Annotated in this window: 11 protein-coding genes and 1 tRNA gene; 4 read left to right on the top strand and 8 right to left on the bottom strand. The window is 61.8% G+C overall.

Annotation, left to right across the window (positions count from 1 at the left end; all coding sequences use genetic code 11):
* Positions 1-122: 122 nt before the first annotated feature.
* From edd to DMY87_RS03745, 5 genes are all read right to left on the bottom strand, one after another.
* Positions 123-1940 (bottom strand): phosphogluconate dehydratase, encoded by a 1818-nt coding sequence (gene edd, locus DMY87_RS03765; RefSeq protein WP_110789916.1) that lies wholly within the window; start codon positions 1938-1940, stop codon positions 123-125.
* Positions 1941-2067: 127 nt separating this feature from the next.
* The gene (gene pgl / locus DMY87_RS03760) at positions 2068-2766 is read right to left on the bottom strand and encodes a 6-phosphogluconolactonase (RefSeq protein ID WP_110789915.1); all 699 of its coding nucleotides are present in this window, start codon (positions 2764-2766) and stop codon (positions 2068-2070) included.
* A gap of 11 nt (positions 2767-2777) precedes the next feature.
* Positions 2778-4250, bottom strand: coding sequence for a glucose-6-phosphate dehydrogenase (zwf, locus tag DMY87_RS03755; protein ID WP_110789914.1), 1473 nt, complete (start codon positions 4248-4250; stop codon positions 2778-2780).
* A 147-nt stretch (positions 4251-4397) separates the two neighbouring features.
* Entirely contained in the window at positions 4398-5684 is a 1287-nt protein-coding gene (locus tag DMY87_RS03750; protein WP_110789913.1) for an NAD(P)/FAD-dependent oxidoreductase, read from the bottom strand.
* Positions 5685-5697: 13 nt separating this feature from the next.
* On the bottom strand, positions 5698-7134 hold the full coding sequence (locus tag DMY87_RS03745; RefSeq protein ID WP_110789912.1) for a glutamine synthetase family protein: 1437 nt from the start codon (positions 7132-7134) through the stop codon (positions 5698-5700).
* Between the two features lie 122 nt (positions 7135-7256).
* Here DMY87_RS03745 and DMY87_RS03740 point away from each other — a divergent pair, with 122 nt between their 5' ends.
* The 3 genes from DMY87_RS03740 to DMY87_RS03735 all read left to right on the top strand — a co-directional run bounded on the left by DMY87_RS03740 (position 7257) and on the right by DMY87_RS03735 (position 11578).
* Positions 7257-8438, top strand: coding sequence for a BaiN/RdsA family NAD(P)/FAD-dependent oxidoreductase (locus DMY87_RS03740; RefSeq protein ID WP_110789911.1), 1182 nt, complete (start codon positions 7257-7259; stop codon positions 8436-8438).
* A gap of 169 nt (positions 8439-8607) precedes the next feature.
* Positions 8608-8760 (top strand): hypothetical protein, encoded by a 153-nt coding sequence (locus DMY87_RS24100; RefSeq protein WP_165826134.1) that lies wholly within the window; start codon positions 8608-8610, stop codon positions 8758-8760.
* A gap of 292 nt (positions 8761-9052) precedes the next feature.
* Positions 9053-11578, top strand: coding sequence for a methyl-accepting chemotaxis protein (locus tag DMY87_RS03735; RefSeq protein WP_425353460.1), 2526 nt, complete (start codon positions 9053-9055; stop codon positions 11576-11578).
* Positions 11579-11638: 60 nt separating this feature from the next.
* Here the strand turns inward: DMY87_RS03735 and DMY87_RS03730 are convergent, their stop codons facing one another.
* Positions 11639-11854, bottom strand: a complete 216-nt coding sequence (locus tag DMY87_RS03730) for a hypothetical protein (protein WP_133252995.1) — start codon at positions 11852-11854, stop codon at positions 11639-11641.
* Positions 11855-11959: 105 nt separating this feature from the next.
* Between DMY87_RS03730 and DMY87_RS03725 the strand changes: the two genes are divergently transcribed.
* Entirely contained in the window at positions 11960-12835 is an 876-nt protein-coding gene (locus DMY87_RS03725) for a LysR family transcriptional regulator (RefSeq protein ID WP_110789909.1), read from the top strand.
* A 50-nt stretch (positions 12836-12885) separates the two neighbouring features.
* Here the strand turns inward: DMY87_RS03725 and DMY87_RS03720 are convergent.
* Together DMY87_RS03720 and DMY87_RS03715 are read right to left on the bottom strand one after the other, a co-directional pair.
* Positions 12886-12962, bottom strand: a tRNA-His gene (locus tag DMY87_RS03720).
* Between the two features lie 162 nt (positions 12963-13124).
* Positions 13125-13565, bottom strand: coding sequence for a phasin (locus DMY87_RS03715; RefSeq protein WP_110789908.1), 441 nt, complete (start codon positions 13563-13565; stop codon positions 13125-13127).
* Positions 13566-13812: the final 247 nt, after the last annotated feature.

Genomic DNA, 13812 nt, shown 5'->3' with positions numbered 1-13812 from the left:
AATATACAATATTAGAGGTTTCGAATGCGTTAAGCCGGCCGATTTTTGTCACAATTGCTGGATCTGACCGCAAAAAAAGGCCGCGAGTTTTCGCGGCCTGGCTGTTGTAAGGGAAAGCTTTATTAGAAAAGTACGCTGGCGCCCTGGTCTGCCGGACCGGCAATCCGCCGGAAACTGGCGAAAAGCTCGCGACCCATGCCGAATTCATTGGCGTCGAGATCGGTAGTCGCATTGTCACGAGAGGCAAGTTCGGCAGCGCCGACCAGAACTTCGAGTGTCCCGGCAATGGCGTCGAGGCGAATGATGTCGCCGTCCTTGATCCGCGCGATCGGCCCGCCGTCCACCGCCTCCGGTGTCACATGGATCGCTGCCGGTACCTTGCCGGATGCGCCGGACATGCGGCCGTCGGTCACCAGCGCCACCTTGAAGCCGCGGTCCTGCAGCACACCGAGCGGAGGGGTCAGGCGGTGCAGTTCCGGCATGCCATTGGCCTTCGGTCCCTGGAAGCGGACGACCGCGATGAAGTCCTTCTCCAGCTTGCCGGCCTTGAACGCGTCCTGCAGTTCCTGCTGGTCGTGGAAAACGATCGCTGGTGCTTCGATGACATGCCGCTCCGGCTTCACCGCCGAAATCTTGATCACGCCCTTGCCGAGATTGCCGGTCAGCATCTTCAAGCCGCCATTCGACTGGAACGGCTTGTCGATTGTGCTGAGCACCTTGGGATCGGCGCTGACCTCGGAGGCCGGCTCGCGCGATACCGTGCCGTCTTCGGCGAGCTTCGGATCGATCGTGTATGCAGCGAGCCCCTGGCCATAGACCGTGCGCACGTCATCATGCACATAGCCGGCCTTGAGCAGCTGCTTGATCAGGAAGCCCATGCCGCCTGCCGCGTGAAAATGGTTCACGTCGGCGAGCCCATTCGGATAGACGCGGGCGAGCAGCGGCACGATATCCGACAGGTCGGAGATATCCTGCCAAGTCAGCTGGATGCCGCCGGCACGAGCCATGGCGATCAGGTGCAGCGTATGGTTGGTCGAGCCGCCGGTGGCATGCAGGCCGACCACGCCGTTGACGATCGAACGTTCGTCGATCATCTCGCCTGCGGGCGTGAACTCATTGCCCAGCGCGGTAATGGCAAGCGCCCGCTTCGTCGCTTCCTTGGTCAGCGCGTCGCGCAGCGGCGTGCCGGGATTGATGAAGGAGGCACCCGGCAGGTGGAAGCCCATGATCTCCATCAGCATCTGGTTGGAGTTTGCAGTGCCGTAGAAGGTGCAGGTGCCGGGCCCGTGATACGACTTGGATTCCGCCTCGAGCAGCTCGGCGCGACCAACCTTGCCTTCGGCATAGAGCTGCCGGATGCGCGACTTCTCGTCATTCGGCAGGCCGGTCGTCATCGGGCCGGCTGGAATGAAGACAGACGGGAGGTGGCCGAAGGTCAGGGCTGCGATCATCAGGCCGGGCACGATCTTGTCGCACACGCCGAGATAGACTGCGGCATCGAACATGTTATGCGACAGGCCAATCGCGGCTGCCATGGCGATCGCATCGCGGGAAAAGAGCGACAGCTCCATGCCTGGCTGCCCTTGGGTCACGCCGTCGCACATGGCGGGAACGCCGCCCGCGACCTGTGCCACGCCACCCGCTTCCGCTGCCGCCTGACGGATCAGCGCCGGATAGGTCTCGAAGGGCTGGTGGGCGGAGAGCATGTCGTTATAAGCGGTGATGATGCCGAGATTGGGCACCACGTCGCCGGCAAGGGCCGCCTTGTCCGAGGGGGAACAGACGGCAAAGCCGTGGGCGAGGTTGCCGCAAGACAGGGTAGAGCGGTGCACGCCCTTGGAGATCGCCCGGCGCGTCCGGTCGAGATAAACCTCACGCGTCGGCTTGGATCGCTCGACGATCCGCTTGGTGATGGCTTCGATACGGCTGTCTGCACTCATAGGATTTCGCTCCTCTTTCGGCGCGCGCGTCTGGTCACGCTTCGCGCAGGGCCTCCAGGCCCGGACATCGGGTTGTCGCGCATCGGGCCAGACCGTGATCCGTCACGGCATGGCAAGGGTCACCCGTTCAGGGCGCCCAGTAGATCTCGGGCGTTGTCGCTGCCCGTTCAAGCACCGCACGGATCGGCATTTCGGCTTCGTCCGTTCCGGCAGTCGCTTTTTCAAGCACACTCTTCTTCTCCGCGCCCTCGATATGGATGACGAGAAGACCGGCATCCTGCAAGGCCGAGAAGGAGAGCGTCAGCCGGGCTTCGCCTGCACCGGGCGCTTCCATCGTCATGACGCGCCGGGGCAGGGTAAGGTCCAGCGCGGCGGTGAGGTGATCTCCGCCCGGGAAGAAGGAGGCGGTGTGGCCATCCGTGCCCATGCCGAGAATGACGACATCGAAAGGCCCCGTCATGCCGGGAACGATGCCGGATGCCGTGATTGCCGCGTCCTCGATTGTCGCTTCCGGCCGATAGAGCGGCACGAACTGCGCCATCGCCGCAGCGCCCTTCAGCAGGTGGGTCTTGACCAGCAAATGATTCGAACGCGGATTGTCCTCCGGAACGAACCTTTCGTCGACCAGCGTCACCTTGACCTTGGGCCAATCGATTGCGCGGCTCGAAAGGGCTTCGAAAAAGGCCTTGGGGGTTGATCCGCCGGATACGGCGAGCGTTGCGTCTCCCCGCGCCGCGATGGCGGCAGAGAGAGCCGCCGCAACGCGGTCTGCAAGCGCTGCCGCCAGGAGTGAGGCGGTCTCGAAACTATGCATCTGATACGCCATCGATCCCGGCCTCAGTCGTTTTCGTGCCATGTGCGGCCGTCGCGCTCGATCAGCGCAATGGCCTGGCTCGGTCCCCAGGTGCCGGACGTATAGCCTTGAGCCTTCTGGCCGATCTCTTCCCAGGATTTCAGGATCGGATCACACCACTTCCATGCCGCTTCCACTTCGTCGCGGCGCATGAACAGCGTCTGGTTCGAGCGGATGACATCCATCAAGAGGCGTTCATAGGCATCCGGATTGCGGACGTCGAATGCCTGGGCAAAACTCATGTCGAGTGAAACGTGGCGCAGGCGCATGCCGCCCGGACCCGGATCCTTGATCATCAGCCACTGCTTGACGCCTTCGTCCGGCTGCAGGCGGATCACCAGCTTGTTGGCTTCGATCCGGCCGGCCGCATCGCCGAAGATCGAATGCGGGATCGGCTTGAAGGCGATGACGATTTCCGACATCCGGGTTGCGAGACGTTTGCCGGTGCGCAGGTAGAAGGGCACGCCCGCCCAACGCCAGTTGTTGATCTCCGCCTTGATGGCGACGAAGGTTTCCGTATCGGAGACCGCGCCCAGTTCTTCCTGGTAGCCGTTGACTGCACCGCCCGCCGAGGCACCGGCGCGGTACTGTCCGCGAACCGTCTGCTTCTCGACATTGGCCGGCGTAATCGGCTTCAGCGAACGCAGAACCTTCAGCTTTTCGTCGCGCACGGCTTCGGCATCGAGCGAGGACGGGGCCTCCATGGCCACGAGGCAGAGAAGCTGCAGGATGTGGTTCTGCACCATGTCACGCAGCGCGCCGGCCTTGTCGTAATAGGTCACGCGGCCTTCGAGACCGACGGATTCGGCAACCGTGATCTGCACGTGGTCGATATGGGCGGAGTTCCACAGCGGCTCGTAGAGCGCATTGGCGAAGCGAAGCGCCATCAGGTTCTGCACCGTCTCCTTGCCGAGATAGTGGTCGATGCGGAAGATCTGCTCTTCCTTGAACACCTTGCCGATCGTGTCGTTCAGCGCCTGCGCAGAGGCGAGGTCACGGCCGATCGGTTTCTCGACGACGATGCGGGTCGACTTGGTGATCAGCTTGTGGTCGCGGATCTTGTCCGCGATGTCACCGAAAATCGCCGGCGAAACAGCGAGATAGAAGGCGCGAACGATGTCCTTGCCCTGGTCGAGAAGCTTTTTCAGATCTTCCCAGCCCTGATCCGACTTGGCGTCGACCGAAACGTAGTGGATGCGGGCAAGAAATTTCGCGAGCTCGGCTTCTTCCAGTTCTTCCGCCTTCAGATGCTCCTTCAGCGCGTCAAGCGTGAACTTGCGATACTCGTCGTCGGTCATGGCGGTGCGCGAGGCGCCGATCACGCGGGTCGGCTCGGTCAACTGGCCGGCCAGCTGGCGATGATACAGCGCCGGCAGAAGCTTGCGTTCGGCCAAGTCGCCGGTGCCGCCGAAGACGACGTAGTCAAAGGGTTCCACGGGGATGATCTGGCTGCTCATGCGGCGTCTCTCATTCGGAAAAGCGTTGCACCGGTTCTAATCTAATCGATTTAAAAAAGCCACCCTGCGCCCGGAAATTTGTCGAACCAATGCCGCCGAAAGGATGAATACATCCTTATCTGCGACATTGGATCGCGGGCACGATGATCAGAATCGGTCCCGAAGCGCATACCATGTGAGCGCGAGGAAGAGCAGGGGTTTGCGCAGGCGGCCACCGCCGGGGAAGGGCGGGATCTTCAGATCCTTAAGTGCATCCAGTTCTCGGGCGTTCCCAGCGATCGTATCCGCATACATCTTGCCACAATAGTTCGACAGCATGACGCCGTGGCCGGAATAGCCGGCAAGCGACGTGACGCCCGGCAGGACGTCCCGCGCAAACGGTTTGCGTGGCATGGTGATGCCGACCGAGCCGCCCCACGCATGGGTCATCTCGACCGATGCGAGAGCAGGGTAGATCTCGGCAATCTGTCGGCGGATGTGGCTGGAGATGTCGCGCGGACTGTCGGAGGTATAAGCCTCGCGTCCGCCGAACAGCAGCCGCCCGTCCTGCGTCTTGCGGAAATAGCGCACCACAAACCGGCTGTCGGCCACCGCTTCCGAACCCGGAAGCACTTCCGGAAACGTGTCCAGCGGCACGGTCGCCCCGATGAAGGATCGGATCGGCATGACATGGGCCGCCGTCACCGGCTCCAGATTGCCGATATAGGCATTGGTCGCGATCAGCACGCGATCGGCGGTAATCGTGCCTTTCGGCGTATCGATGACCGTTTTGCCGCCGGCCTGGCGGATCGCCCTGGCTGGCGTCATTTCGTGGATCATCGCCCCGGCAGACGCGGCCACTCTTGCCAGCCCCACCAACAGCTTCAGCGGGTGGATATGGCCGGTGCCGCTGTCCCGCACGCCGTAGTGATAGCGCTTGGAGCCCAGTCTCTCCTGCGTCTCGGCTTCGTCCATGAACGAAACATGCGGATAGCCATATCGCTCAGCCATGACATCGGCATCGTGCCGATAGTCTTTTTCCCAGCCGCGTTTGTGCGCGACATTCATCTGGCCCGGCATGTATTCCATGTCGATGCCGTGTTGTTCGGCGAAGTCGAGCAGGTAACGCTTCGCATTCTCCGCCATGTCGAACAGCGCCTTCGACCGTTCGTAGCCGAGTTCCTCTTCGAGTTCGGCCGGCCAGGCGCGCTGGCCGGTGCCGAGTTGTCCGCCGTTGCGGCCGGACGCTCCGTCACCGAAGCGGCTGCCCTCGATCAGAACAACGGAGGCGCCAAGGCGCCGCAGGTTGAACGCGGCCTGGAGACCGGTGAAGCCGCCGCCGATGATGGCGACGTCGACGCTCACCGAGCCGTCGAGTTCAGGATATTCCGGGCGCTCGCCGACGCTGGCCTGATACCAGGAGATCCCCGGTGCGATCGGGCTTTGCCATGTCATGGGGCCAACTCCCTCACACGTTAAGCAGGAGGAATTCGCGTTCCCACGGGCTGATAACCTGCATGAAGGTTTCGAATTCGCCGCGTTTGACCCCGGCATAGAGCCCGATGAACTCTCGACCGAAGACGTCGTGGAAATCAGCCTGGCTTTCCATCAGGGACACCGCTTCCAGGAGACCGCGCGGCAAGTCGACCGATCCCTCGTTCTCCGATCCTTCGGCGGCAGCCGTCGGTTCGATCTCCTTGACGATGCCGAGATAGCCGCAGGCGAGTGAAGCCGCGAGCGCGAGATAGGGGTTTGCATCCGAACTCGGGAGCCGGTTCTCCACGCGCCGCGCGGCAGCATCGGACACCGGCACGCGGAAGGCTGTCGTCCGGTTGTCGTAACCCCAGGCATTGTTGACCGGAGCCGCCATGTCGGGCGTCAGCCGGCGATAGGAGTTCACGTAAGGTGCCAGCATCGCCAGCGCGCTCGGCACATATTTCTGCATGCCGCCGATGAAGTGGAAGAACTCCGGCGAGGCCGACCCGTCCGGCTTCGAGAAGACGTTTTTGCCCGTCTTGATGTCGACCACCGACTGGTGGATGTGCATCGCCGAACCCGGCTGGCCCTGCATCGGCTTGGCCATGAAGGTGGCGTAGATGCCATGCTTCAGCGCCGCCTCGCGGATCGTGCGCTTGAACATGAACACCTGGTCGGCAAGTTCGATCGGATTGCCGTGGCGCAGGTTGATTTCGAGCTGGGCGGGACCTTCCTCGTGGATCAGGGTGTCGATCTCCAGCCCCTGCTTTTCCGAGAAGTGGTAGATGTCGTCGATCAACTCGTCGAATTCGTTGATCCCGGCAATCGAATAGCCCTGGCCTCCGACGATCGAACGGCCGGACCGACCTTTCGGCGGATGCAGCGGATAGTCCGGATCATCGTTCATCGCGACGAGGTAGAACTCGATCTCCGGCGCGACGACCGGTTTCCAGCCCTTTTCTTCGTAGAGACGAAGAACGTTCTTCAAGACGTTGCGCGGTGTGTAGGATACGTTCTCGCCGTCGGAATCGACGATGTCGCAGATCACCTGGGCGGTCGGGTCCGTTTCCCACGGGACGACCGCCAGCGTGGAAAGGTCGGGCAGCAGCTTCAGATCGCTGTCGCGCGGCTCATAACGGAAATTCTCCGTCTCATCCGGATACTCGCCGGAAATCGTATGGCGGTAGATCGCGGAGGGGAGGGCCAGCGACGTGTTCGAGGTGAACTTCGACGACGGCATCATCTTGCCGCGCGGCACGCCGGCAAGGTCTGGCGTGATGCATTCGATGTCCTCGATGCCACGCGCCCTCAGCCAGTTGGCCGCCTCCTTCCAGCTCGAGACGCCACGCTTCGATCCAGGGTCCGGCGGAACGCTCGTCTTCTTGGATGTGACGTTGAGGGGTCTCTGCATGGGCTTCTTCGGAGGCATGTCTCACCGGTTGGTTGTTGATGGGTTCCATCATAACCAGACTTTCCTCAATGGCGAGGGGGGAGCGTTGACTTTGATCAAAAGTTTGCCGAGACAGGCGCGGAGCTGACAGGAGAAGCGGCATGGCCATGACCTATGACGTCGCCATCATCGGAGCCGGAGCTGCCGGCATGATGGCGGCTTTCACCGCCGGAAGGCGCGGCCGCTCCGTCGTCGTGCTCGATCATGCGAAAGCACCGGGCGAGAAGATCCGCATCTCCGGCGGCGGGCGCTGCAACTTTACCAATATCCATGCGGGTCCGAAGAACTACATCTCCGAAAATCCGCATTTCGCCAAATCGGCGCTCGCCCGCTACACGCCTTCCGATTTCATCGCGCTGGTCGACCGCCACAAGATCGCCTGGCATGAAAAGACGCTCGGCCAGCTCTTCTGCGACGACAGCGCCAGGGACATCATCCGCATGCTGCTCGACGAGATGCGCGCGGCCCATGTCGAACTGAAACTGTCCTGCGAAATCTCTGATGTCGCGAAGAACCTTGATGGTTTCCGTCTGCAGACGAGCGACGGCACGGTCCTTGCCCGCAATCTGGTGATCGCCTCCGGCGGCAAGTCGATCCCCAAGATGGCCGCGACCGGATTTGCCTATCGCATCGCCGAGCAGTTCGGCCTCTCCGTGACGGAGACGAGGCCCGCGCTCGTGCCGCTGACGCTGGAACCCAACCTGCTGTCTTCCCTGTCCGATCTCGCCGGTGTCGCCGTCGAGGCCGATATCGCCCATGGCAAGACGCATTTCCGTGAGGCCATGCTGTTCACCCATCGCGGTCTCTCAGGCCCGGCCATCCTGCAGATCTCGAGCTACTGGCGGGAGGGCGACGAGATTGTCATGTCGCTGGAGCCGGACCGCGATTTTGCCGAGATCCTGAAATCTGCCAAACGCGACAACGGGCGCCAGCAGGTGCAGACGGTGCTGGCCCAGCACCTGCCCAAGCGCCTGGCACAATACCTTGCCGAGACGCACAAGCTGGAACGTCCGCTCGCCGATCTCCCGGACAAAGCGCTCGTCGCGCTGGCCGATCAGATCCGTGGCTGGCGCCTGAAGCCGGCAGGCTCCGAGGGCTATCGCACGGCCGAGGTGACCTTGGGCGGTATCGACACCCGAAAGCTCGACAGCCGCAGCATGCAAGCGAAGGACGTGCCCGGCCTCTTCTTCATCGGCGAATGCGTCGACGTGACGGGCTGGCTCGGCGGCTACAATTTTCAGTGGGCCTGGGCATCGGGGCATGCGGCCGGCGAAAGCGTCTGATGCTTTTCGCCGGTTACAGGCAAGCTTTGCATTGTAATTCAGGACTTGTTAACATGCGTCGGCCATCCTGACAGAATGCCGGCGCGGCAGGAGATAAGCCGCGACATGACGTCAGGCCGGCAGCCAAACAGGCATGTTCTCGTCACGGACCTTTTCAAGGATTGCATTGATGACCCCTGAGAACCGCAAGCCCCGCGCCATTGCCATCGCCGTCACCCGCCGGCAGGACGAAGAGCGAAACACCCTCCGGGCGCTGCTGATCAGCAGCCTGTTTGCCGCAAGCATGCTGGCAACTCTCGCGACCAGCTATCTCCTCGGTTGACCATATCCCCACGCGATTGAGGTGAACGGGTCTGTCGCCCCTGGCTTCGCCTCCGCATGCGCCCCGCATGACGCGCAAGACCCGATGGTGCCGCCCGATAGGCGGTATCCTTGCTCCGGCCTGGAACAAGAACAGTCGGCCCCGCAGTTCCTCGGATTAAGCGCTTAACCTCGCCTTGATACTTTTCCGGTCATTCTGATCCTCGGAGTGGAGGACTGTCGGCGCGGATCCTGTCTGCGCAGACTTGGAATGTTTCGGAGGAGCCTGTCTCCTCTTGCGTGGAGGACGCGTTTTGATCGATCATATTTTGTCCCGATTTTCGATTTCGACGAAGGTCATGGCCTTCGTGCTTCCCTTTGTGCTGTCGATAACCGCCGTCGGTCTGATGGGGCTTTACGCGTCGGGACTGCTGCAGCAGCGGATGGAGATTTCCAACGGCACGATGCGCTCGCTGAACGGCTTTCGCAGTGTGAACGCGGCCATGACCCGGTTCCTCAACGAGACCTCGGATGAAACCCGCACCGCCGTCGTCTCCCAACTCGACGCCCAGCAGGCGACGCTGAAGGACAATATCGCCGAGATCGGCGAAGGCGGCATGGGCCGCAACTTCCTCGACGAAGCGATCGCCGGCACCGGCGCGATCAACCAGAAGATCGCTGCCCTCTGGCAGTTGCATCAGGCGGAGGTTCAGACCGCCACCGCCATTCAGGAGCATCTGAAGGGCCTGATGGCGCAGCAGATCCGCGTTGGCGACGAAGCGCAGAAACTGCAGCGCGCGGTCGTCAGTGGCGAAGCTGACGCCAAGGCGGCCCTTCGCGAAGCCGATCGTCTCTCCGCTGCGGCCACCCAGCTTGCCGAATTTGTCCGCGGCTATTTTGCAGCCGGCCTGCCCGAGGCGCAGATCCCCTATCTGCAGAAGCAGCTTCCCGAACTGGTGAAGACCCAGCGCAAGATCGCCAACGCGCTGCCCGCCAAACAAAAGCCCATGGCCAAGGAGTTCCAGGTTGCCATCGGCGAACTGAAGACCGAGATCGCAACCGGCGACACCAGCCTGGAGGCCGGTCGCAAACTCGGCTCCATCACGGCCCGTTTCCGGGGCTTTGCCACGACGCTGGATCAGGGCGCGAAGGAGAAATACGCGTCATCGGTCGAGAAGTTTGCGGCTGTCGAAACGGGTGCTGTCCAGGCCGACGATGTGCAGGCTGGCAGCCGCATGCTGGTGGCGGACGTCTATGACCTGCGCCTGGTCGCTGCCAACTTCCTCAACGTCAAGGACGACAAGGCCCGCGAGCCGCTGCTGCGCCAGATCAAGCTGGTCAGCGACAACCTCGTCGTGCTCGGCGGCAGCATTGCCGACAAGGCCTTCTACGACAGCCTGGCAGGCGCAATCCAGCCGCTTCTGGCCTCGCTGACATCAGACTCGGAAACTTTGGTCAAGACCAGCGGCGCCCGCGCCGAGAGCTTCGCCGATGCCAGCCGCACCATGGATGCGATCTGGGCGTCGCTCACCTCGTTTGCAGATCTGCAGAAGGATGCCGCCGGCACCGAGCGCCAGGAAGCCAATCGCCTGTCCATTGGCACCACCATTGCCGGCGTGATCCTCGCCATCATCGGCGGCTTTGCGCTGGTGCTGACGTTGCAGCGGCCGATTGCCCGGATCACCGCCACCATGCAGCGTCTGGCCGAGGGAGACCTCGAAGCCGGCATTGCCGGCGACAGACGCGGCGACGAGATCGGCGCGATGGCCCGCGCATTGGCGGTCTTCAAGACCAACGCCCGCACCAAGCTCGAGATCGAATCCGAGCGTCAACGCGAGCAGCAGGAAGCAGAGGCCGAACGCCGCCGCAACGACGAAGACAAGCAGGCCCTCGACCAGCAGATCGACCATGCCGTCGGCAAGCTTGCCCAGGCATTGGAGCGCCTCGCTGTCGGCGACATCTCCTTCGAGATCGAGGGCCGCTTCCACGGTCGTCTTGAGCAGTTGCGCAATGACTTCAATCTGTCGCTTGCCCGCCTGCGTGACACCATGCACCAGATCTCCGGCAATGTGGACCAGATCCAGAACAATGGCCGTCAGATGGCGCAGTCCGCCTTGGATCTCGCCCGCCGCACCGAACAGCAGGCCGCTTCGCTTGAGGAGACGGCCGCCGCCGTCGACGAAATCACCGTCGCCGTTCGCTCCTCTTCGGAACGTGCGGAAGAAGTGAACGGCGTCGTGCGGGAAGCCAAGAAGAATGCCGACGAATCCGCCGTCGTCGTTGGCAGTGCGATTTCGGCCATGGGCCGGATCGAGGATGCCTCGCGTCAGATCTCGAACATCATCGGCGTGATCGACGAAATCGCCTTCCAGACGAACCTCCTAGCCCTCAACGCCGGTGTCGAAGCCGCCCGTGCCGGTGAAGCCGGCAAGGGGTTTGCGGTGGTTGCCCAGGAAGTCCGCGAGCTCGCCCAGCGCTCGGCCAATGCGGCGAAGGAGATCAAGGGCCTGATCAACCGCTCGGCTGCGGAAGTGGCAAGCGGCTCGACCCATGTCCAGCAGACCGGCGAGGTGCTGTCGCGCATTGGCTCGCAGATATCAGCGATCAGCGACCACGTGGAAAAGATCGCCTCGGCAAGCCGCGAACAGTCCGGCGCGCTGCAGGAAGTCAACGGCGCCGTCAACCGCATGGACCAGATGACCCAGCAAAACGCCGCCATGGTGGAAGAAGCAACCGCCGCCACGCAGGATCTGTCGCTGCAGACCGATGCCCTGCGCGATCTCCTCCAGCAGTTCCGCATCGAGGCGGATCGCGGGCAGGGCACGGTTCGGGCGGCTTGATCGAGCCATTCAGAGACAGAAATTGAAGAGCCCAGTGCGTCCCACTGGGCTCTTCCGCATTCAGCGGCATGGCTCGAATGCCGGGACAGGATGATCGCTGGTCAGTGCCGCCTCGCGCGGCTGACGGTGGCCCAGAAGACGTTTGGAAAGCCGAATCCATCTTTGATAAAAGCGCCGATAAATCGGTTCCCGATACCGCTGGTAGAAGGCGTCTTCCTCTTTCCGGCCTGAGGGTCGCTCGCAGGTCTTCTGCAGCGACAGGATGGCAAGGATCATGTGGGGCTCAAGCATGAGAGATCTCCTTCAAGTCTGGACCTGGGGAGAGGTTACTCATCAAAATTGGCTGTATAAACATGAAGGAATGCATTATGTCTTTCATTCATGAAAGACATAGCCTGGGATGCCTATCAGCTGTTCATCGTGATCGCCCGCCAGGGCGGCTTGACCGCTGCCGCTGACGCCACGGGCCTCAGCCCCGCCACGCTGGGGCGGCGCATGGTCGAACTGGAGCAGCGGTTGGGCCGCGAACTCTTCCTGCGCAGCCAGACCGGGTATCGGCTGACCCTGGACGGTGGCCAATTGCTGGAGCAATTGTCCGAACTGGAGGCGGCGAGCCGTAAGGTAGAGGAATGGAGGCGGGGAACCGGCGGGCAGGCGCTGGTGCGCATCAGCCTCGGCACCTGGATCGCCTGGCTGGTAGCACAGAACATGCACGCGATCCGTACGGAGCGAGATGCTTTTCGTATCGATATGAACGTTGCCGAGCAAAGGGCCCGTCTCGCCCATCGTGAAAGCGATATCGGCATCCGCGCCTTCGAGCCGGAGGAGCCAAACCTCGCCTCAGTCGCCGCAGGCGAGGTGGCCTATGCCGTCTATCGCGCCCGCAATCGTGATTGGATCGGTGCCGAGCCGTGGCTGGCTGTGGATACGGAAAATGCAGTCTCAAACTATCTGCGCTGGCCGCATCAAAATAAGCCGGATCGCATCGTCGTCACGGCCAATCGTCCACGCTCGCTGCTCGATCTTGTCAGGGCCGGAGCCGGTATGGCGATCCTGCCATGCTTTGTCGGTGACCTTGATCCAACTCTGGAGCGGACCGGCGAAGAGATCGCCGCGCTCCGTCACCGGCAATGGATCGTGATGAACAACGATGATCGCCATCGACGGGAAATCCGCATCGTTGTTGACCGCATGGCAAAGCTGCTCGGGGCGCACAAGGACCTATTGGCCGGACGTCGACCAAGCAAGACGGGATAACGCCGAGCGTTTTGCCGCTTCGAATGTAATCTTTGGGAGAAATGAAAAAATGGTACGGTTGGGGGGTCTCGAACCTCCGACCTCAGGTGCCACAAACCTGCGCTCTAACCAACTGAGCTACAACCGCACATGACCGCGTCGCTGACGCCGTCGAGGGGTCACATACGAGCAGTGAGATTTTTTTTCAAGCCCTTTCTGCGCATGATGCAAAATGGGCTGGCATGAAAAAGGGCTAGGCTCGAAAGCCCGGCCCCTCTGATCTGGGAGGATCTGGTGTCAGGAGGCCTGATCAGGCAGCCTTGAAGGTCGAAGCGACCTTTTCAGCGGCTTCCTTGCCCGGCTTGGCGACGGATTCGGCAACCTTCTTGGCGGTTTCCTGGATCGCCTTGGCCTGTTCGATCGTCACTTCAGCCTGCTTGCGGATGAAGGCGGTCTGCAGTTCGAAGAGTTCGGCAACCGACTTCACGCCGAGCAGGGCTTCGAGATGCGAGAGCGAATGCTCGGTGTTGGTGCGCAGCGCGTCGATGGCCTTGAGGCCGAGTTCGACGGTGCCGGCCTGGGCGGTCTGCACGGTGGCTTCCACGGTCTTGGTGGCTTCTTCGGTTGCGGCCTTCATCTTGGCATAGGCTTCCTTCGACTGTGCGGCGCCCTTTTCGGCGAAGTCGCGGAAGTTTTCCTGCATCTTGGAAGGATCGAAGGTCGAGAAGGAGAACATGTCCTTGGTATTCATGGCGTATTTCCTCTTGTCTTGTGGGGCCGTGCAGGCCGCTCGTTCATGCATGAATTCTATATAGCATCGAATATGGTGCGTTGCAACATGATTGTGCGGCGCACAATTAGAAAAGATGCATGTGGGTAATTCTGGCCGGTTAACCTTATCGACCGAAACAGCGCGCACTTTCTGGACCCAAGGCCCCTCCCTAGCTATTAAAAATCTGTTAATTTGCCCTCGAGGCCATGACGTGACAGGTTCAGCA

Origin of the sequence: Peteryoungia wuzhouensis (assembly GCF_003205195.1) — a bacterium.
Classification (GTDB): Bacteria; Pseudomonadota; Alphaproteobacteria; order Rhizobiales; family Rhizobiaceae; genus Allorhizobium; species Allorhizobium wuzhouense.
Note: the sequence above shows the minus strand (reverse complement) of the source record. Positions and strands in the feature narration are given on the sequence as shown.

What these genes read in the sequence shown, in the direction of transcription:
- DMY87_RS03750 (WP_110789913.1), bottom strand. Translation starts at nt 5,684, where the DNA reads ATGACATGGCAAAGCCCGATCGCACCGGGGATCTCCTGGTATCAGGCC.
- DMY87_RS03745 (WP_110789912.1), bottom strand. Translation starts at nt 7,134, where the DNA reads ATGCCTCCGAAGAAGCCCATGCAGAGACCCCTCAACGTCACATCCAAG.
- DMY87_RS03725 (WP_110789909.1), top strand. Translation starts at nt 11,960, where the DNA reads ATGAAAGACATAGCCTGGGATGCCTATCAGCTGTTCATCGTGATCGCC.
- DMY87_RS03730 (WP_133252995.1), bottom strand. Translation starts at nt 11,854, where the DNA reads ATGATCCTTGCCATCCTGTCGCTGCAGAAGACCTGCGAGCGACCCTCA.
- DMY87_RS03740 (WP_110789911.1), top strand. Translation starts at nt 7,257, where the DNA reads ATGGCCATGACCTATGACGTCGCCATCATCGGAGCCGGAGCTGCCGGC.
- pgl (WP_110789915.1), bottom strand. Translation starts at nt 2,766, where the DNA reads ATGGCGTATCAGATGCATAGTTTCGAGACCGCCTCACTCCTGGCGGCA.
- DMY87_RS24100 (WP_165826134.1), top strand. Translation starts at nt 8,608, where the DNA reads ATGACCCCTGAGAACCGCAAGCCCCGCGCCATTGCCATCGCCGTCACC.
- DMY87_RS03715 (WP_110789908.1), bottom strand. Translation starts at nt 13,565, where the DNA reads ATGAATACCAAGGACATGTTCTCCTTCTCGACCTTCGATCCTTCCAAG.
- zwf (WP_110789914.1), bottom strand. Translation starts at nt 4,250, where the DNA reads ATGAGCAGCCAGATCATCCCCGTGGAACCCTTTGACTACGTCGTCTTC.
- edd (WP_110789916.1), bottom strand. Translation starts at nt 1,940, where the DNA reads ATGAGTGCAGACAGCCGTATCGAAGCCATCACCAAGCGGATCGTCGAG.